Source organism: Cellulomonas sp. P1_C4 (assembly GCF_056406355.1).
On record NZ_JBFUAI010000035.1, the window covers coordinates 1 to 19717 of the forward strand.

The window sequence follows — 19717 nt, forward strand, 5'->3', positions numbered from 1 at the left end:
GAGGCCGGCCGCTCGACCACCGAGATCCTCGCCGCCGCGCGGGCGGGCCGCCTCGGCGGCCTGGTCGTCGGCGGCCTCGAGCCGGCGGACCTGCCCGACCCGGCCATCGCCCGCGAGGCGTTGGACCGCGTGACGTTCCTGGTCTCGCTCGAGGTCCGGCACTCCGAGGTGACCGAGCGGGCGGACGTCGTGCTGCCCGTCGCGCCGCCGACCGAGAAGTCCGGCACCTTCGTCACCTGGGAGGGCCGTCCGCGACCGTTCCCGCAGGCGCTCGTCTCGCACGCGATGGCCGACCACCGCGTGCTGGACCGGCTTGCCGACGCCCTCGGCGTCGAGCTCGGGCTGCAGACGCTCGCCGCCGCGCACGCCGAGCTCGACCAGCTGGGCGGCTGGGACGGCGCGCGGGTGGGGGCGCCCGGCGTGGTCGCGGCCGAGCCGCCGGCCGTCGCGCCGGGCACGGCCGTGCTGGCCACCTGGCACCAGCTGCTCGACGCCGGTCGCCTGCAGTCGGGTGAGCCGTTCCTCGCCGGCACCGCCAAGCGCGCCGTGGCCCGTATCTCCGCGGGCACCGCAGCGGCCGTCGGCGTGTCGGACGGCGGCAGCCTGGCTGTCTCGACGGATGCGGGCACGATCGTCCTGCCCGCGGTCCTCACGGACATGCCGGACCACGTGGTGTGGGTGCCGACGAACGCCGCCGGGCTCGGTATCCGCGACGCCTTGCACGCCGACGCCGGTGACCTGGTGCGGCTCGCGCCGGTCGGACGGTACCTGCAGACCGAGGAGGCCAGCGCATGATCCGCCTGCCCGCCGAGGCCGTCGCCCCCGTCACCGCGGACTTCAGCAACGACACCTGGTGGATCTGGCTGATCAAGGCCGTCGCGATCGTCGTGTTCCTGCTGACCAGCGTGCTCATCGCCATCTGGTTCGAGCGCAAGGTGGTCGCCCGCATGCAGGTGCGGCCCGGCCCCAACGTGCACGGCCCGTTCGGCCTGCTGCAGTCGCTCGCCGACGCCATGAAGCTCCTGGTCAAGGAGGACATGACGGTCAAGGCGGCCGACAAGCTGGTCTACATCGTCGCGCCGATGATCGCAGTCTTCTGCTCGCTGCTCGTGTTCGCCGTCATCCCGTTCGGTCCGGAGGTGGACCTCTTCGGGGTGCTCACCCCGCTGCAGCTCACCGACTTCCCGGTGGCCGTGCTGTACATCCTCGCGTGCGCGTCGGTCGGCGTATACGGCATCGTGCTCGGCGGCTGGTCGTCCGGCTCGACCTACCCGCTTCTCGGCTCGGTCCGCTCGACGGCCCAGGTCATCAGCTACGAGCTCGCCATGGGCCTGTCGCTGGTCAGCGTGTTCATCCTCGCCGGGTCGATGTCGACGTCGGGGATCGTGACGTCCCAGACCCAGGTGTGGTGGTTCCTGCCGTTGCTGCCCGCGTTCGTCATCTACCTCATCTCGATGGTGGGGGAGACCAACCGCCTGCCCTTCGACCTCCCCGAGGCCGAGGGTGAGCTGGTGTCCGGGTACATGACCGAGTACTCGTCGATGAAGTTCGCGTGGTTCTTCCTCGCCGAGTACATCAACATGCTCAACGTCTCGGCCGTCGCCACCACGCTGTTCCTCGGCGGCTGGCGCGCCCCGTGGCCCATCTCGGCCATCAACGACGGGATGTTCAACCACGGCTGGTGGCCCGTGCTGTGGTTCCTGGCCAAGCTCTGGTTCTTCATGTTCGTGTTCGTGTGGATCCGCGGCTCGGTGCTGCGCTTCCGGTACGACCAGTTCATGAAGATCGGCTGGAAGGTGCTCATCCCCGCCGCGCTCGTCTGGGTCGTGTGCGTGGGCGCCGTCCAGGGCGTGCGGCAGTTCTCCGGGCTGGACCTGCGCTCCGTGCTGTTCGTGCTCGCCGGCGTCGTGCTGGTCGGCCTGGTCGTCTCGTTCCTCATCCCCGAGAAGAAGACGCCCCCCGGACCGGCGCGACCACCCGGACCCCAGGTCTACGACCCCTACGCCGGCGGCTATCCCGTGCCGCCGCTGCCCGGCCAGGTGCTCCCGCCGTCGCCGCGCAAGCAGCGTGCTGCTGCTGCGGCCGCCGCCGAGGCCGAGGCCCAGAAGCAGACGACCCCCCAGGAGGTGCACGGTGGCTGAGCCCCGCAAGCCCGACCCCCAGGGCAAGGGCGTGCCCGCCCGCAAGCCCGCGGCGCCGGCGGGCAAGGCCGCGCCAGCCCGCAAGCCAGCGCCGGGCAAGGCCGTCGCACCGCGCAAGCCCGCGGGCGAGGTCGCCCCGGCTGAGCCCGCCGGCTACACCTCGCTCATCGAGCCGCGCGGAGCCCTCTCGGAGCTGTTCGCCCCGGTGGGCGGGTTCGGCGTGACGCTCTCCAACATGTTCCGGCCGACGGTGACCGAGCAGTACCCGTCGGAGAAGGTGCCCGCCAAGCCGCGGTACCACGGCCGCCACCAGCTCAACCGGTACGCGGACGGGCTGGAGAAGTGCATCGGCTGCGAGCTGTGCGCCTGGGCCTGCCCGGCCGACGCGATCTACGTCGAGGGCGCAGACAACACCCCGGACAGCCAACGGTCGCCGGGCGAGCGGTACGGCAGCGTCTACCAGATCAACTACCTGCGCTGCATCTTCTGCGGCCTGTGCATCGAGGCCTGCCCGACGCGCGCGCTGACCATGACGAACGAGTTCGAGCTGGCCGGTCCGACGCGCGCCGGGATGATCTGGGAGAAGCAGGACCTCCTGGCCCCGCTGCGCAGCGGCATGCTGCAGGCGCCGCACCCGATGGTCGAGGGCACGACGGACACCGACTACTACCGCGGTGAGGTCACCGGCTCCACGCCGGCGCAGGTCGCCTGGGTCAAGGAGCACCGCCCCGACGACCCGACGCTGCCCGGCGGCGCGGGCCTGGACGCGGCCAACGTGCCCGGCCCCACGGCCGCGGTGATGGCCGCGACGGTGGCCGGCGCGACGAAGCAGGGCACCCGATGAGCGCGCTCGCCACGACCCTGCTCGAGTCGGGGGAGACCACGACGGCCGAGGCGGTCCTGTTCTGGACGCTCGGCCCGATCATGGTGCTCGCCGCCCTCGGGCTGCTGTTCGCCAAGAAGGCCGTGCACGCGGCGCTCGCGGTGGTCGTGGTGATGATCTCGCTGGCGTTCCTCTACGTGGCGCAGGACGCGGTGTTCCTCGGCGTCGTCCAGGTGGTCGTCTACACCGGCGCCGTGATGATGCTCTTCCTCTTCGTGCTCATGCTCGTGGGCGTCGACTCCTCGGACTCGCTGGTGGAGACCATCCGCGGGCAGCGCTGGATCGGCCTGCTGGCCGGCATCGGGCTCGGCGTGGTGCTGGTCGGCGTGATCGGGCGCGCGACCTACGGCAAGGTGTTCGGGCTGGCGGGCGAGCTGTCGAGCAACAACCCGACCGGCGTCGCGCACATCATCTTCGGCCAGTACGTGTTCGCTTTCGAGGTGGTCGGTGCCCTGCTGGTCACCGCGGCCCTGGGCGCGCTCGTGCTCACGCACCGCCAGCGACTGGTGCCGCGTGTCGGGCAGAAGGAGCGCGCCGACGCCCGCGTGGCGGCGGGCGCGATCCTCACCCCGCTCCCGGCACCGGGCGTGTACGCCCGGCACAACGCCATGGACGTGCCCGCCCTCGGGCCCGACGGGCAGCCGCTCGAGATCTCCGTGCCGCGCGTGCTACGCATCCGCGGCCAGGAGGCCGACGCCGAGGAGTTCGCGGCCCGGACGGAGCGCGTGCTCGCGGGCGCCGCGTCCGTCCGTGGCGGCACCGGCACACCTCCTCCGGCGGCGGACCCGGGCGGGTCCGTCGGGTCGACCAGCCTGGAGGCGGCAGTCAGCGACAGCGGCCAGGACGGGCCGTCCACCGGTCCTGCCGGCGCCATCGGACAGGAGGAGGGCAAGTGAGCCTGACCCACTACCTGGTGCTGGCGGCGATCCTGTTCTCCATCGGCGCGACCACGGTCCTGCTGCGGCGCAACGCGATCATCGTGTTCATGGGCGTCGAGCTCATGCTCAACGCGTCCAACCTCTCGCTCGTCACGTTCTCCCGCATCCACGGCAACCTCACGGGGCAGGTCATGGCGTTCTTCGTCATGGTCGTCGCCGCCGCCGAGGTCGTCGTCGGGCTGGCGATCATCGTGGCGATCTTCCGCACCCGACGCTCGGCCTCGGTCGACGACATCAACCTGTTGAAGAGCTGAGGGGCGGGACGTGCACACCCTGACGACACTGATGTCTGCTGGCGTGCCCACAGGCATCTACACGGCAACCGCCGCTCCAGTGACGGGCGAAGGCGTCCTGCTCCTCGCGCCGCTGCTCGTCGGTCTGCCGCTGCTCAGCGCAGCGGTGCTGCTCCTGTCCGGCCGTCGCTCGGACCGCTGGGGCCACTGGCTCGGCGTCCTCGCGTCGGCCGCGGCGTTCGTCGTCGCCGCCATCGTGTTCGTCGCGATGCTGCAGAAGCCGGACGACGCCCGCGTGGTCGACGTCAACCTGGGCACGTGGATCGACGCGGGCGCGTTCCAGCTCGACGCGGGGTTGCGGCTCGACCCCCTGTCGATGACGTTCGTCCTGCTCGTGACGTTCGTCGGCACGCTGATCCACATCTATGCCGTGGCGTACATGGACCACGACCGCGACCGGCGGCGCTTCTTCGCCTACCTCAACCTGTTCGTCGCGGCGATGCTCATCCTCGTGCTGGCGGACAGCTACCTCCTGCTGTTCGTCGGCTGGGAGGGCGTCGGCCTGGCGTCGTACCTGCTCATCGGGTTCTGGAACCACCACTACGACTACGCGGTCGCCGCCAAGAAGGCGTTCGTGGCCAACCGCATCGGTGACCTGGGCCTGATCATCGCCCTCGGGATCATGTTCGCCACGTTCGGCGCGGTGGACTTCGGGACCGTGCTGGGCGAGATGCCGGGCAGTGAGAGCCAGGGGACGCTCACGGCGATCGGCCTCATGCTCCTGTTGGCCGCGTGCGGCAAGTCGGCGCAGTTCCCGCTGCAGTCCTGGCTCGGCGACGCCATGGCGGGTCCGACGCCCGTGTCCGCCCTCATCCACGCCGCGACCATGGTCACCGCCGGCGTGTACCTCATCGTGCGGTCGGCCCCGCTGTTCGACGCCGCCCCGACGGCCCAGCTGGTCGTCGTCATCGTCGGCGCGATCACGCTGCTGTTCGGAGCCATCGTCGGTTGCGCGAAGGACGACATCAAGAAGGCGCTCGCGGCCTCGACCATGTCGCAGATCGGCTACATGATCCTGGCCGCCGGCCTGGGCCCGGTCGGGTACGCGTTCGCGATCTTCCACCTGCTCACGCACGGCTTCTTCAAGGCCGGGATGTTCCTCGGCGCCGGCTCGGTCATGCACGGCATGGACGACCAGGTGAACATGCGGCGCTTCGGTGGCCTCGCCCGGTACATGACGATCACGTGGCTGACGTTCATGGCCGGCTGGCTGGCCATCATCGGCATCCCGCCCTTCTCCGGGTTCTTCAGCAAGGACAAGATCATCGAGGCGGCGTTCGTGCCGGTCGACGGGTCGCCGTGGCGGGCCTGGGTGTTCGGCGGCATCACGATGCTGGCCGCCGGGATCACGGCGTTCTACATGTCGCGGCTGTTCTTCATGACGTTCGAGGGCGAGCGCCGCTGGTCCACCCAGCGCGACGGCAGCGCGCAGCACCCCCACGAGTCCCCGAGGCTCATGACCTGGCCGATGATCGTGCTGGCGGTCGGCTCGGTGGGCCTCGGGTTCTTCCTCAACATGGGCGACCGGTTCGTCGACTGGCTCACGCCGGTGCTGGGGGTCCCCGAGCATCACGAGCCGGTGCTGCCCGTGTGGGTGCTCACGGTCCTCACGCTCGGCCTCGTCCTCGTCGGCGTGGTGATCGCGTGGCGGCGATACGCGATCTCGCACGTCCCCGTCGTCCCGCCCGTGGGCACGTCGCTCACCCGGGCCGCGCGCGTCGACCTCTACCAGGACTCGGTCAACGACGTCCTGCTGGTCGAGCCCGGCCAGGCGCTCACCCGCTCGCTCGTCTACGCCGATCGCACGGTCATCGACGGCACGGTCACCGGGGTCGGGTTGTCCACCGTCCTGCTGGGCGGGTGGGCCCGGCGCCTGCAGACCGGGTTCGTCCGCTCGTACGCCGCGTCGATGCTGCTCGGGCTCGTCGTCCTCGTCGTCGTCGTCCTGGTCATCCAGAACTGAGGAGTGCACCCACCGATGTCGTCCTCCTTCCCCTGGCTGACCGCCCTCATCGTCGTGCCCATCCTGGGCGCGGTGGCGGTGTGGGCCCTCCCGGCCCACCGCACCCGGGCCGTCGCGCTCGGCGTCGCCCTGCTCGAGCTCGTGCTCGGCGTCGCGGCTCTCACCGCGTTCGACGTGGCCGACGCCGGCACCGTCCAGCTCACCGAGGTCCACGGCTGGATCCCCGCGTTCGGGGTGTCCTACGCGGTCGGCGTCGACGGCGTGGGGCTCTCGCTCGTGCTCATGTCGGTGCTCATCGTTCCGCTGGTCGTGCTGGCCGCGTGGCGCGAGCAGGGCAGCCTGACGGTCGCCACCGACAACCTGAAGCGCTACCTGGCCCTGGTCCTGCTGCTCGAGGCGTTCATCGTCGCCGTGTTCTCCGCGCGCGACGTGTTCTTCTTCTACGTCCTGTTCGAGGCCATGCTCATCCCGGTCTACTTCATGATCGGGATGTTCGGCGGGGCGCAGCGGCGGTACGCGGCCGTGAAGTTCCTGCTCTACTCGCTGACCGGCGGGCTCATCATGCTCGTCGCCGTCATCGCCCTGTACCTGCAGGGACCGGGTGGCCCGCAGGGCTTCCTCACGGACAACCTCACCGGGCTGACGCTGTCGTCGACCACCGAGAAGCTCATGTTCAGCGCGTTCTTCCTGGCGTTCGCCATCAAGGCGCCCATGTTCCCCTTGCACACGTGGCTGCCCGACGCCGCCCAGCAGGCGCCCGCCGGGACATCGACGCTGCTGGTCGGCGTGCTCGACAAGGTCGGCACCTTCGGGATGCTCACCCTCTGCCTGCCGCTGTTCCCGGCCGCCTCGCAGTGGGCCGCGCCGGTGATCATCGTGCTCGCCGTGATCTCGATCCTCTACGGGGCGCTGCTCGCCATCGGGCAGAAGGACCTCATGCGGCTCATCGCGTACACGTCTGTGTCGCACTTCGGCTTCATCGTGCTGGGCATCTTCGCGTTCACGTCGACGTCGATCGCCGGCTCGTCGTTCTACATGGTCAACCACGGGCTCTCGACGGCTGCCCTGTTCCTCATCGCCGGCTTCCTCGTGGCGCGGCGCGGATCGCAGCAGATCGCCGACTTCGGCGGGCTGCAGAAGGTCGTGCCGGTCATGGCGGGGACGTTCCTCGTCGCCGGCCTCTCGGCACTGGCCCTGCCCGGCCTGTCGACCTTCGTCAGCGAGTTCCTGGTGCTCGTCGGCACCTTCGCGCGGCACCCGGCCGCATCGATCGTCGCGAGCCTGGGCGTGGTGCTGGCCGCGGTCTACGTGCTGTGGACCTACCAGCGCATCTTCACCGGGCCCGTGCGGCCGGGGCTCGAGTCGATGGCGGACCTGATCGCGCGGGAGAAGTGGGTCGTGGCTCCGCTGCTCGGCCTGATGGTCGTGTTCGGGTTCCTGCCCGGCCCCGCGCTCGACCTCGTGCGGCCGCCCGCGACCGTCACGCTGGACCAGGTGGGCGTGCAGGACGTGCCGGTGGCCGCGACCTCGCACATCACTGACGACGAAGGGAGCGACCAGTGACCGACTTCATCGCACCCACGGTCGACTGGGCCGCACTGAGCCCGGTCGTCATCGTGCTGCTCGCCGCGGTCGTCGGCGTGCTCGTCGAGGCCTTCGTGCCCGCCCGCGTGCGGCGCACCGTGCAGCTGTCCCTCGCGATCGCCGCCCTGGCCGGTGCGATCGTCGCGGTCGCCGCGCTGTGGAGCGGCGTCGAGGAGACCGGCGGCACCGTCGTGCTCGGTGGCTCCCTCCTGGTCGACGGACCGACGCTGGTCCTGCAGGCCACCATCGCGCTGCTGGCCCTGCTCGCGCTGCTGATCGTCGCCGACCGCACGGAGACGGGGGAGGACGCCTTCGCGCCCAACGCCGCCGCGGTGCCCGGCTCGGACTACGAGGAGCTCGCACGCCGCAAGGGCGTGCAGCAGACCGAGATCTACCCCCTGCTGCTCTTCGCCACGGGCGGCATGCTCATCTTCCCCGCGGCGGGCGACTTCCTCACGCTGTTCGTCGCGCTCGAGGTGCTCTCGCTGCCGCTGTACCTGCTGGCCGGCATGGCTCGCCGTCGGCGGCTGCTGTCGCAAGAGGCGTCGATGAAGTACTTCCTCCTGGGCGCGTTCTCGTCCGCGCTGCTGCTCTTCGGCATCGTGCTGCTCTACGGATACTCCGGCTCGCTGCGGTACTCCGACATCGCGAAGACGACGCAGAACCCGACAGGCCTCGACAGTCTCCTGCTCGTGGGCGCGGTGCTCGTCCTGTCCGGCCTGCTCTTCAAGGTCGGCGCGGTGCCGTTCCACACGTGGACGCCCGACGTCTACCAGGGCGCCCCGACGCCGATCACCGGCTTCATGGCCGCCTGCACCAAGGTCGCCGCGTTCGGCGCGCTGCTGCGGATCGTCTACACGGTGCTGCCAGGCCTGCAGTGGGACCTCGGCGTCGTGCTCTGGACCGTCGCCATCCTCACCATGATCGTCGGCACGGTCGCCGCTCTGGTGCAGACCGACATGAAGCGCGTCCTCGGGTACTCCTCGATCGCGCACGCCGGCTTCATCCTCACCGGCATCATCGCGCTCAACCAGGCCGGCATCGTCGCGGTGCTCTTCTACCTCCTGGTCTACGGCGCGGCGACCGTCGGGGCGTTCGGCATCGTCTGGCTGGTCCGCGAGCGGTCGGGCGAGGACGGTCCCGTCCTGGGAGAAGCGACGCACCTGTCGCAGTGGGCCGGGCTCGGCCGCACGCACCCGCTCCTCGCGCTGACCTTCGCGCTCTTCCTGCTGTCGTTCGCGGGCATCCCGCTCACGGCCGGGTTCGCCGGGAAGTTCTCGGTGTTCTCGGCGGCCGTCGAGGGTGGCGCCTGGCCGCTGGCGCTCATCGGCGTCATCGCGTCGTCCGTGGCGGTGTTCTTCTACGTGCGGATCATCGTGCTGATGTTCTTCACGCAGCCCTCGGGGGCCGACGACGAGGCCACCGACGTGGCCGCGCTGGCGCCGTCGGCGGAGGGCTTCGCGCTCGTCGGCGACGCGGCCCTCGCGGTCGAGACCGAGACCGTCGTGGACACGCGATCGACGGTCACCACCGCGGTCGTGGGCACCGAGGGCTTCGCCGTCGTCGCGATCGCCGTGTGCGCCCTCGTGACCATCGGCCTCGGTGTCGCGCCGTCGGGGGTGCTCGAGCTCATCGGGAACGTCGCGACGTTCCTGCCGTGACGCCCGCCTGTCCGGCGGGCCCCCCGCGCCGGGATAGGTTCGTGCCGTGACTTCGATGACGGCCTTCCCGCTGGCCGATCCTGACCTGGCCGACCGGCTGGCCGTGCGGCTCGCGCTGGTCGAGGAGCGTCTCCGGGACGCGGTGACCAACGTGGACCCGCTGGCCGACACCGCGTCGCGCCACCTGGTGAACGCCGGCGGCAAGCGCCTGCGGCCGGTGCTGACGCTCCTCGCGGCCGAGCTGGGCGACGGGTCTCGCCGCGAGGTCATCGATGCGGCGGTGGTCGTCGAGCTCACCCACCTGGCCACGCTGTACCACGACGACGTCATGGACTCCGCGCCGCTGCGCCGCGGCGCTCCGGCGGCGCACGAGGTCTGGGGCAACTCCGTAGCCATCCTCACCGGCGACCTGCTGTTCGCGCGCGCGTCCGCCACCGTGGCGGGGCTCGGTCCCGACGCCGTCCGCATCCAGGCCGCCACCTTCGAGCGGCTCTGCCTGGGGCAGCTGCACGAGACCGTCGGGCCCCGCCCGGAGGACGACCGCGTCGTCCACTACCTGCAGGTGCTCGCGGACAAGACCGCCTCGCTCATCGCGACCTCGGCCCGGTTCGGGGCGATGTTCGCCGGGTGCGCCGCGGACGTCGTCGCCGTCGTCACGGGCTTCGGGGAGAAGATCGGCGTCGCCTTCCAGCTGGCCGACGACGTCATCGACCTCACCTCCGACGGTGACGTCACGGGCAAGACCCCGGGCACCGACCTGCGCGAGCGGGTCCCCACCATGCCCGCCCTCCTGCTGCGCGCCCGCGCGGCCGGCCCGGATGCCACCCCGGCGGACCGCGACCTGGTCGCCCTGCTCGACGGCGACCTCTCCGGCGACGCCGACCTGGCCGCTGCCGTGGCCGCGCTGCGGGTGCACCCCGTGGTGGGCGAGACCCGAGACCAGGCCGTCACGCTGGCGAAGGCGGCCGTCCGGGAGCTCGACCCGCTGCCGGCCGGACCCGTCAAGGACGCGCTGATCGCCTTCGCCGACGCTCTGGTGGACCGCGCGTCCTGATGGCGTGCCGGACGTTCGGGTGAACGCCCCTGCTCGCGCCGATCCGGTCGTGGCACCATGTCCGCGCGGCCCCGCACGGGGGGCGCGTCCCGGAGGTCAGCAGTGAGCACAGCACCGCACGAGTCGACCTGCCGCACGTGTGGTGCGGTGCTCGAGCAGGGCGCGGTGTTCTGCGCCGAGTGCGGCGCGCGCGTCGACGCCGCGCAGCCCGTCGTGCCGTCGCCGTACAGCGTGCCGACGCCGGCTACGCGCCCTGCTCCGCTCCAGGGTCTCGCGCCCCCGCCCCCGCCCCCGCCTGTGTCGGCCGGTCCGACCCCGCCGCCCGTGCGCAGGCCGGCCCCGGCGCCGAGTCAGCAGTACCCCGTCACCCCCGGCGCCGTCGCCTCCATCGGCAGCCGCGCGCTGGCGTTCGCGATCGACGGCGTCGTCATCCTTCTCGCCTACGGCCTCGGGTTCGGAGTCGTCGCCGTGACGGGCGGGTTGTCGACGACGAGCGCGTCGGCCGGGCGGCCGGTCCTGTTCGTGCCGGCCCTGCTCGCGCTGCTGGTCGCCGTCGGGCAGTGGGTCGCCGAGTCCGTCACCGGCGCGACCGTCGGCAACGCTGTTACCGGCATMCGGACCGTCTCGAACCGCACCGGACGCCCGGCGGGGCTGCTGGCCATCCTCGTCCGGCAGCTGGTGGTGGCCGTCGGTGCCCTCGTCTGCCTGGTCGGTGAGTGGGTCGTGGTGGTGTCGGGGACCTGGGACAAGACCCCCGCGCAGCGCGGCTGGCACGACAAGGCGGCCGGCACGCTGGTGCTGCGCGCCCGCAGTGTTCCGCGGCCTCGGTCCTCCGTGCCCGACACCGCCTGGAACACGGCCGTCGCGCGCACCATGGGCGACCGGCCGGCCCCGGAACCTGGTCTCGTCCCCGCGCCGCCGGTCCCGGAAATGGGGCCCGTCCCGACGCCGCCGGACCGGGAACCTGGTCTCGTCGCCGCCGCGGGACTCGTCCCCGCGCCGCCCGCCCCGGAACCGGGTCTCGCTTCCGCGTCGCGGGCTGCGGAACCCGATCGGGTCCCCGCGCCGCCGGGCGTCGCGGCCGTGAGCGATCCCGTGGCTGTCGCAGGACCGTCGTCCGCGTCCGCGTCTGCGCCCGCGCCCGACGCGGCCGGCGCTGTCGCCGCCGAGCCCGCCGAGGAGTTCCTCGTCCCGCTCGTCCCGGTCCGCCGGGTGCCGGACCCGCCGACGACGCGGCGGGAGGCTCGTCGTGCGGACGCCGGCGCGTCCGACGTCATCACCGGGATGCCCGGCGTCGCACGGGATGCCGAGGCGCCCGCCGCCCGGGCGCAGCCGGTCATCGACGTCCCGGCGACACCTCCTGGCGTCTCGCCGGCCACGTCGGACCTGGGGGAACTCGAGCACACGCGCCTTCGTCCGAGTGCCCCCGCACCCGCCGCTCCGGCCCCGGTGGCCCTGCGGCTCTCCTTCGACACCGGCGAGCGCGTCGATGTCACGGGTGACGGCCTCGTCGGCCGGAGCCCGTCGGCCGAGGCGGGCGTCGCGCACGTCGTGTCCGTCGACGACCCCGCGCGCTCGATCTCCAAGACGCACCTGGCGTTCGGGCTCGACGGCGCGGGCGACCGCCTGTGGGTCATGGACCGCGGGTCGACCAACGGCACGGTCCTCGTCGCGCCGGACGAGACCAGCTCGGCGCTCCCGGCCGGCACGCGCGCGACCGTCGCAGCCGGCTGGACCATCCGGTTCGGCCAGCGCAGCGCGGTCGTCGAGCGTCGCTGAGGAGGCGCCCCCGTCGTCGTCGGCGATATCGAGGGTTCCGCACGAGCTCGAGGATTCCGACCTCGGTCTCGCGCCAAACCCCCGACCTCGCCGACTCCGCGGCAACCGGAGCTACACCGTCGCAGGGCTCCACGCCAGCTGCACGACCCGCCGACCCTCGTCGCGCGTCACCAGCTGGCCGCGGCCCGGGACGGAGGCCACGGGCTTCGCCCCGCCGATGAGAGCGCCCTCGTCCGGGCTGCCCGAGAGCACCAGGCCGGGCACCGCAAGGTCGCGCAGCGCCTGCAGCACGGGCTCGTACATGGCACGCGCCGCGCCGCCGGTCCGCCGGGTGAGGATCAGGTGCAGGCCCACGTCGCCCGCCTGGGCGAGCAGGGGGACCAGCGCCGCGACCGGGTTGCCGGTGGTGGTGGCCACGAGGTCGTAGTCGTCGACGAGCACGAACACCTCGGCGCCGCTCCACCACGAGCGCGACCGGAGCTGGTCGGGCGTGACGTCCGGCCCGGGCAGCCGCGTACGCAGGTACGCGGCGAGGTCCGAGAGCTCCGTCGTCGCCTGGTCCTGCGTGGTCAGGTAGCCGGCCAGGTACTCGTCGGGGATCTCCCCCAGCAGCGACCGGCGGAAGTCGACCGCGAAGATCTGGGCCTGGGCGGGCGTGTGGGTGCGCCGGACCTCCGCCGCGACCGACCGCAGCAGTCCGGACTTGCCGGAACCGCCGTCGCCGAACGCGTACAGGTGGCTCTCCTCGCGGATGTCGATGCCGACCGGCGCGAGGGCGGCCTCGTCGATGCCGAGGAGGATCTCCCGGGTGTCGGCGGGGCTCGCGGCGCGCACCTGGTCGAGCGTGACCTCCTCCGGCAGGAGCCGCAGCTTGGGCCCGGGGGCGCCGCGCCACGACTGCGACACGACCTGCACGAGGTGCTCGATGCCGGCGCCGAGGGTGGCGGGGGAGTCGTCGCCGTCGATCCGCGGCAGGGCGGTGAGCACGTGGTGCTTCGAGACGACGAGGCCGCGACCCGGTCGCTCCTTCGGCACGTTGACGGCGACCTTGCGGTCGAGCTCGGAGTCCGACGGGTCGCCCAGGCGCAGCTCGATCCGGGTGCCGAAGAGGTCCTTGACCTGCGTGCGGAAGTCCATCCACCGCGCGGCGCTGGCCAGCAGGTGGACACCGAACGTGAGGCCTCGGCCCGCGAGCGCCTGCAGGCGCGCCTCGAGCTCGTCGAACTCGGCGCGGACCGTGCTCCAGCCGTCGACGACGAGGAAGATGTCGCCGTACCCGTCGTTCGCGCGGCCCTCGAGCCGGCGCGTGCGGTACGTCTCGATCGAGTCGATCTGCTGCGCGCGGAAGTACCGCTCGCGGGCGTCGACGATGCTCTCGACCTCGGCGACGACCCGCCGGACCACGTCGGGCTCGCTGCGGGTCGCCACACCGGCGACGTGCGGCAGCCGCGCCAGCGGGCTGAACGTGCCACCACCGAAGTCGAGCACGTAGAACTGCACCTCGTGCGGCGTCTGCGTGAGGGACAGACCCGTGACCACCGACCGCAGCACGGTGCTCTTGCCCGATCGAGGGCCGCCGACGACGGCCAGGTGCCCCGCGGCGCCGGACAGCGAGATCGTGAGGTTCTCGCGGCGCTGCTCGAGCGGCCGGTCGGTGATGCCCAGCGGGATGGTCAGGGCGCCCGCCGCGCGCCAGCCCGGCGACACCAGCCCGAGGGTCGGGTCGACGACGAGGTCGGGCATGAGGCGGTCGTACGTGCTGGGCACCACCAGCGGCGGCAGCCAGACCTGGTGTGCGGCGGGCCCGCGCCCGGCCATCAGGGAGACGGCGATGTCGAACGTGGCGCGCTTCTCGACCTCGTCGGCGGCGGGCTGCTCCTCGGGCTCGTCGCGGACGGTGCCGAGCACCGGCGCGGCCGTGAACGACTCGAGCCGGGCGCGGCCGGCGACGACCCCGGGCCCCGCGGCGGCCTGGCGGCGGCCCTTGGGCGGGCCGGAGACGTACGAGGCGCGGAACTGCACCATCGTCGTGGGGTCGGGCTTGAGGTAGCCGACGCCAGGGATCGGCGGCAGCTCGTAGGCGTCGGGCACACCGAGGACCGTGCGCGACTCGGCGGCGGAGAACGTGCGCAGGCCGATCCGGTAGGACAGGTGCGACTCGAGCCCGCGCAGGCGGCCTTCCTCGAGGCGCTGCGAGGAGAGCAGCAGGTGCATCTGCAGCGAGCGCCCCAGCCGCCCGATGGCCACGAACAGGTCGACGAACTCCGGCTTGGCGGCCAGCAGCTCGGAGAACTCGTCGGCGACGATGAGCAGGGCCGGCAGGGGGGCGAGGTCGGGCCGGTCCGTGCGCCGGGCCTTCTCGTAGTCGTTGACGTTGGCGAAGTTGCCCGCGGAGCGCAGCAGCTCCTGGCGGCGGACCATCTCGCCCTGCAGGGCGTCCTGCATGCGGTCGACGAGCGTGAGCTCCTCGCCGAGGTTGGTGATGATCGCCGAGACGTGCGGCATGTCCGCCATGCCCGCGAACGTGGCGCCACCCTTGAAGTCGACCAGGACGAAGTTGAGGTCCTCCGACGAGTGGGTCAGTGCCAGGGCCAGCACGAGCGTGCGGAGCACCTCGGACTTGCCGGAGCCGGTGGCGCCGATGATGAGGCCGTGCGGGCCCATGCCCTGCTGCGCCGACTCCTTGATGTCCAGCGAGATCGGCTGGCCCTGGGGCGTGAGGCCGATCGGCACCCGGAGCCGGTCGCGCGGCAGCCGCGGCCGCCAGGCCACCTCGAGGTCCAGGTCGCGGATGTCGCCCAGCCCGAGCAGGTCGACCAGCTCCGAGGACGCGTTGGCGTCGTCCCTCTCGGGCCCGGAGTCGAGGTGCAGCGGCAGCAGTCGGCGCGCGGTCGCCTCGGCTTCCGCGATCGACAGCTGGTCGCCGGTGAGGTGCGTGGGCTCCAGTCCGAGGCGCAGGACGTCGACCGGCGCGGTGCCGTCGGCGTCCTGGGTGCCGACGAGGAAGCGCAGGGTCCACGGGTCGTCGAGCTCGTCCCAGCGCTCGGGCAGCTCGAGGACGGTGATGCCGAGCACGCCGTCGCTGGTGAGGATGGCGTTGCCGACGGGGACGTGGCCGCCGTCGACCACCACCAGCACGTGCGGCGTGGGGGTCTCGCTCGCCGTCGGCCCGAACCGCGGCCGGTCGCGCAGCCCCTCGGGCAGCAGCGACTCGATCTCGGCCAGGGTGGTGCCGATCATCCGGGCCGCGCCGACCGCGTCGCGCTCCCGCGTCGAGTGCGCGTGCGGCAGCCATTTGACCCAGTCCCACGAGGGCAGCGCGCGGTCGCTGGCCAGCACGGCGATTTGCAGCTGGTCGGGGGAGTGGAACGTCGCCAGCTGGCAGACGATCGCCCGGGCGAGGGCGCGGGAGGTCTGCTCGGTCCCGGCGACCTGCAGCAGCGGCACGGAGCGGACGTCGACGGCCAGCGGGATGCCCTGCTGCACGCGGTGCGTCACCAGGAACCGGTGCGCGGCCGACGCGGCGACGGGGTCGAGCTGCGCCAGGGGTGCGGTCTGCGGGGGCTCGAGGTCGAGGCACAGGGGCTGTGAGCCGACGCCCACGCGGGCGAAGAGGTAGTCGTCGTGGTCGGGCGTCCGCTCCCACACACGCGAGCGTTCCTCGGCCACCGACGCGAGCGCGCGCGGGTCGGGCGCGTTCCACTCGGCGTTGCGGTGCTGGGCGCGCGCCGCCTGTCGGACGGTGCGACGCAGGTCGGCGAGGTAGGCCAGGTACTCGCGGCGGGCGCCGACGACGGCCGCCTGGTGCTGAGCGCGCTGCCGCCACCCGTTGACGCCGACGAAGCCGAGCGAGGCGACGAGGAACATGCCGGCGGCGATCATGCCCTTGGGGCCGGGCGACGAGACCGCGACGAACACGATCGAGCCGACGCTGCCGAGCAGGGGGATGACGTTGGCCAGCACGCCGCTGACCCCGTCGGACGGCTGGATCTCGGGAGGCGGCTGGAGCACGATCTGGCCGGTCGGCACGGCAGGCGGACCCTGCTGCGTCACCGCTGCACCGTGGGTGCTGCCCCGCTGCGCCACGATCGACATGTGCTGCCCGCTCCTCGTCCCTGATGACCACCGGTCGACCACCCGCGCGCGGCGGGAGATGCCGACCGCCACGGTACCTGGAGCAACGGGTACGGCGGGTTCCGTCCCCGAACGGGTCATGCCCGGCGACGCTGCGCCACGTAGCATGTCGGCGGCGCCGAACCGGCGTCCCGCAACAGCTCTCAGCAGCAAGCTTCGCTCAGGAGGTGGTCGTGACAGCACCGGCCGCCGAGCAGGTGCGCCCGGCCCAGGTCCGCCTGGCGGTCGACCTCGGCGACGAGCGCCGCGACATCGCCCTGCGGTCCGACGTCGTCTTGCGCGACGCGCTGCTGGTCGCGATGGTCCCCGTGAGCTTCCCGGGCGTCGTCGTGCTCGACTCGACCGGCCGCCAGCTCGACCTGTCCGGGCTCGTCGGTGCCCAGCTGGCCGACGGGGGTGTCGTGCACGTCGTGCGGCCCGCACCGGCGCCGCGGACCCGCGCGGGTCGCTGGGCGGCGGGGCGCCCCGACGTCGTCACGCGTCGCCCGCACCCCGAGGCCGGCGCGTTCGCGCTCGCGGCCGCTCTCGGGGTCACCGTCGCTCTCGTCGTCCTGCTGACGACGCCGGGTCTGGACGACACCTTCGCGCCGATCGTCGCGGCTCTGCTCGGGGTCGTCGCGCTCGCCGTCGCGGTCGGGCGCTCGGCGGCGCTCGCGTCGGCCACGCTGGCGGGCCCGGCGCTCGGGTTCGCTACCGGGGTGCTGCTCATCGACCCGTCCGACGGCCCGACCGCCCGGCTGGCCGTCACGGTCKGCCTGGTGCTCGCCACCGTCGTCGCCGGCGTCCGGCGGGTCGCCACGCGGGCGTCCCGTGCGGGTGCCGACGACGCCGGCGTGGTCCTCGTCGCCGTCGCCGTCGCGGCCGGCGTCCAGTCGGCGGTGCTGCTGGCCGCGCTGCCGCCCGTCGTCGCTGCCGCCGTGCTCGTCGGGATCGCGCCGCTGGGGCTGCGGATCCTGCCGACCCTGTCGCTGAGCGTCCCCGACGAGCAGCTCATCGACCTCGCGCACGTGTCGCGGACCGCCGCCTCGGTGCGAGCCCAACGCCCCCGCGCGCTGGGGCGCGTGAACGAGCGGCAGGTGGGCCTCACCGTGGCCCACGCCGAGCGCCGGAAGGCCACGGCCACCGTCGTGCTCTCGGCGGTGCCGCCCGCGCTCCTGCCGGTGGTGCTGGTGTCCGTGTCGCCGGGGACGGTTCCGTGGATCGGCGCACTCGTCCTGTCGGCCTGCGTCGTGCTCGCGCTGGTCCTCGGTCCCCGGTCCGCGCGCGGCGCGGTCGGGCGGTGGGTGCCGCGCGCGGCGGCTTCCGTCGTCCTCGTCGAGCTCGCCGTGAGCGCCCCCGCGGACGCCTCGTGGCTCGTACCGGTCGCGGTGGCGGCCCTGGCGCTCGTGGTCGGGATGACGGCCCTGTCGATCGTCCTGGGGCGTGGCTGGCAGTCCGTCCTCGCGTCGCGGCTGGCGGACGCGCTCGAGGGCCTGGCCGTGGTGCTGGCGCTGCCGGCGGCTGCGGTGGCGGCTGACGTGATCGAGACCCTGCGGAAGGTGACGTCCGGATGAGCGTGCAGACCGAGCAGGCGTGCGCCGCGTGCGGGAACCCTCTGCGGCCCGGTGCGCGCTTCTGCACAGCATGCGGGACGCCGGTCGCCGCCTCCGTGGTGGTCGTCCAGGCGCAGCCTGCCGCGGCTGAAGCGGGCCGCCGGGCAGCGCGAGCCGCTGCGCCCGTCGCGCCCGCCACCGCGCCGCTCGGTGCCGCCTTCGACGGCGTCCGCGCCGCGCGCGTGGGCCAGCGGCTCCTCGCGTTCCTCGTCGACACCGTCTGCGTCGCGCTCGTCAGCGGTGTCGTGCTCGCGCTCAGCGGCAGCGCTGTGCTCGCGGGGTTGGCGGCCGCCGAGCTCGTCATCGGCATCGTCGTGTGGGAGGCCCGGACCGGCCGGACCTTCGGCAACGTGCTGCTCGGCCTGCGCGCCGCGCGCCAGGAGACGCCGTACGCGCCGGGGCTGGCCCGCGGCGTGCCGCGGGCGCTCGTGCTCGCGGCGGCCCATCTGGTGGCCGGCGTCGGGMAGTGGCTGGTGGTCGGGTCCTCGGGGTTCGACAAGAGCGGGCGCGGCCAGGCGTGGCACGACCACGTCGGTCGGTCCGTGGTCGTCGACGTCCGCGGCCCGCGCGCGGCGCTCGCGGCGCCTGGGGCGACCGTGACCTCCGCTGCGCCGCCGCCACCGGCGCCGACGGCGGTCGTGGTGCCGACGTCGTACCTGGTCACCCTCGACACCGGCCAGGCCATGAGCGTGAGCGGTCCGGGCCTGGTGGGCCGTTCCCCGCAGGTGGTGCCCGGGGAGCGCTGCGACCACGTCATCGCGATCGACGACCCCGAGCGCAGCCTGTCGCGCACCCACGCGCGGTTCGGCATCGACCGCGGTGGGTTCTGGGTGGCCGACGCCGGCTCCGGCAATGGGACGGTCGTGGTGCTGCCCAGCGGGCAGTCCGTCCCGGTGGCCCCCGAGCAGCGCGTCGTCGTCCCCTCCGGGTCGACCGTGCGCATCGGCGACCGCTCGTTCACCGTCCGGGCGGTCGCACCCCGCTGACCCGAGCCGCTCGATGAGCGGACGGGCTTGTATCGCGTCCATGGGCACGTCGTGTGCCGACGGGCGTCGGATCCTCGTCCGTGAGCCCGGCACGGCGCGGACAACCACGGCCGCCCACCTCGAGGGTGAGCGGCCGTGGGTCGCGTGCAGGTGCCGGCGTCAGCCGCCGGCCCGGGTCTCACCAGCCGTCGTCGGCGCCGTCCGTCTCCGGGACCGCGCTGAGCACCGGTCCGTCGTCGCGGGAGCCGGCCTTGGCGCCGGCGCCCAGGGCGGGGGCGGAGCCGTCCTCGTCGTCCAGGCCGAGGTCGGGCGCGAGGTAGCCGAGCGAGGTGCGCTTCTTGCCCTTCGACGACCCGCCGCCGCCGGACCCACCCGCGCCGCCGGCCATCATCGACCCGCTGCGCGAGCCGGCCGCGGTCCCCGCCGCACCGGTCTGCGAGCCCGAGAGCACGGACCCCCCGCCGGTGGTGCCGTTGACCGACGCGGCGGACCCGCTCGCCCCGACGCCGCCGAGCGCGCCGCCGGCACCGCCGCGGGCGCCGGCACCGATCGCACCGCCGCKGGCGCCGCCACCGATCGCACCGCCGCTGGCCGCAGAGCCGCCGCTGCTCGCCCCGGGCAGCAGGCCGAGGCCGCTCGTCCCACCGGCGCCGCCGCCGAGCCCCGCACCGGCCACGCCGAGCCGGTTCAGGCCGGCCGCGCCGAGCGC

13 protein-coding genes and 1 pseudogene are annotated in these 19717 nt (G+C 73.3%); 12 read left to right on the forward strand and 2 right to left on the reverse strand.

Going from position 1 to position 19717, the window contains the following annotated elements; genetic code table 11:
- The 10 genes from AC1DYZ_RS19560 to AC1DYZ_RS19605 all read left to right on the forward strand — a co-directional run.
- Nucleotides 1-795, forward strand: a 795-nt coding sequence (locus AC1DYZ_RS19560; protein WP_477066766.1) for a molybdopterin-dependent oxidoreductase, incomplete at its 5' end; no start/stop codon positions are given.
- Nucleotides 792-2141 (forward strand): NADH-quinone oxidoreductase subunit NuoH, encoded by a 1350-nt coding sequence (gene nuoH / locus AC1DYZ_RS19565; RefSeq protein WP_477066767.1) that lies wholly within the window; start codon nt 792-794, stop codon nt 2139-2141. The genes AC1DYZ_RS19560 and nuoH, both read left to right, overlap by 4 nt.
- Nucleotides 2134-2985, forward strand: coding sequence for an NADH-quinone oxidoreductase subunit NuoI (gene nuoI, locus AC1DYZ_RS19570; protein WP_477066768.1), 852 nt, complete (start codon nt 2134-2136; stop codon nt 2983-2985). The genes nuoH and nuoI overlap by 8 nt, the downstream gene beginning before the upstream one ends.
- Nucleotides 2982-3920 carry an NADH-quinone oxidoreductase subunit J gene (locus AC1DYZ_RS19575; RefSeq protein ID WP_477066769.1) on the forward strand — a complete coding sequence of 313 codons (939 nt, stop codon included), beginning with the start codon at nt 2982-2984 and terminating at the stop codon, nt 3918-3920. Before nuoI ends, AC1DYZ_RS19575 begins: the two co-directional genes overlap by 4 nt.
- Nucleotides 3917-4216 (forward strand): NADH-quinone oxidoreductase subunit NuoK, encoded by a 300-nt coding sequence (nuoK, locus tag AC1DYZ_RS19580; protein WP_477050991.1) that lies wholly within the window; start codon nt 3917-3919, stop codon nt 4214-4216. Before AC1DYZ_RS19575 ends, nuoK begins: the two co-directional genes overlap by 4 nt.
- Nucleotides 4217-4226: 10 nt before the next feature.
- Nucleotides 4227-6218 (forward strand): NADH-quinone oxidoreductase subunit L, encoded by a 1992-nt coding sequence (gene nuoL / locus AC1DYZ_RS19585; protein WP_477066770.1) that lies wholly within the window; start codon nt 4227-4229, stop codon nt 6216-6218.
- A gap of 15 nt (nt 6219-6233) precedes the next feature.
- A complete protein-coding gene (locus tag AC1DYZ_RS19590) occupies nt 6234-7781 on the forward strand; it encodes an NADH-quinone oxidoreductase subunit M (RefSeq protein ID WP_477066771.1) in 1548 nt (515 codons plus the stop codon).
- Nucleotides 7778-9463, forward strand: coding sequence for an NADH-quinone oxidoreductase subunit NuoN (nuoN, locus tag AC1DYZ_RS19595; RefSeq protein WP_477066772.1), 1686 nt, complete (start codon nt 7778-7780; stop codon nt 9461-9463). The genes AC1DYZ_RS19590 and nuoN overlap by 4 nt, the downstream gene beginning before the upstream one ends.
- Nucleotides 9464-9518: 55 nt before the next feature.
- Nucleotides 9519-10517: a polyprenyl synthetase family protein gene (locus AC1DYZ_RS19600; RefSeq protein WP_477066777.1), complete on the forward strand. Its 999-nt coding sequence runs from the start codon at nt 9519-9521 to the stop codon at nt 10515-10517.
- 102 nt (nt 10518-10619) lie between these two features.
- Complete coding sequence (locus AC1DYZ_RS19605; RefSeq protein ID WP_477066773.1) at nt 10620-12296, forward strand: RDD family protein; 1677 nt, start codon at nt 10620-10622, stop codon at nt 12294-12296.
- Nucleotides 12297-12407: 111 nt separating this feature from the next.
- Here AC1DYZ_RS19605 and eccCa read toward each other — a convergent pair whose 3' ends face one another.
- A complete protein-coding gene (gene eccCa, locus AC1DYZ_RS19610) occupies nt 12408-16349 on the reverse strand; it encodes a type VII secretion protein EccCa (protein WP_477066774.1) in 3942 nt (1313 codons plus the stop codon).
- 254 nt (nt 16350-16603) lie between these two features.
- Here eccCa and AC1DYZ_RS19615 point away from each other — a divergent pair, with 254 nt between their 5' ends.
- Nucleotides 16604-17983, forward strand: a complete 1380-nt coding sequence (locus tag AC1DYZ_RS19615; RefSeq protein WP_477066775.1) for a hypothetical protein — start codon at nt 16604-16606, stop codon at nt 17981-17983.
- Nucleotides 17980-19008, forward strand: a complete 1029-nt coding sequence (locus tag AC1DYZ_RS19620; protein ID WP_477066776.1) for an FHA domain-containing protein — start codon at nt 17980-17982, stop codon at nt 19006-19008. Before AC1DYZ_RS19615 ends, AC1DYZ_RS19620 begins: the two co-directional genes overlap by 4 nt.
- A gap of 178 nt (nt 19009-19186) precedes the next feature.
- Here the strand turns inward: AC1DYZ_RS19620 and AC1DYZ_RS19625 are convergent.
- Nucleotides 19187-19717 (reverse strand): annotated as a pseudogene (locus AC1DYZ_RS19625) (hypothetical protein); the annotation flags it as partial.

Excerpts from the sequence above, each read along its gene's own strand:
- nuoH (WP_477066767.1), top strand. The coding sequence starts at position 792 with ATGATCCGCCTGCCCGCCGAGGCCGTCGCCCCCGTCACCGCGGACTTC.
- AC1DYZ_RS19575 (WP_477066769.1), top strand. The coding sequence starts at position 2,982 with ATGAGCGCGCTCGCCACGACCCTGCTCGAGTCGGGGGAGACCACGACG.
- AC1DYZ_RS19590 (WP_477066771.1), top strand. The coding sequence starts at position 6,234 with ATGTCGTCCTCCTTCCCCTGGCTGACCGCCCTCATCGTCGTGCCCATC.
- AC1DYZ_RS19600 (WP_477066777.1), top strand. The coding sequence starts at position 9,519 with ATGACGGCCTTCCCGCTGGCCGATCCTGACCTGGCCGACCGGCTGGCC.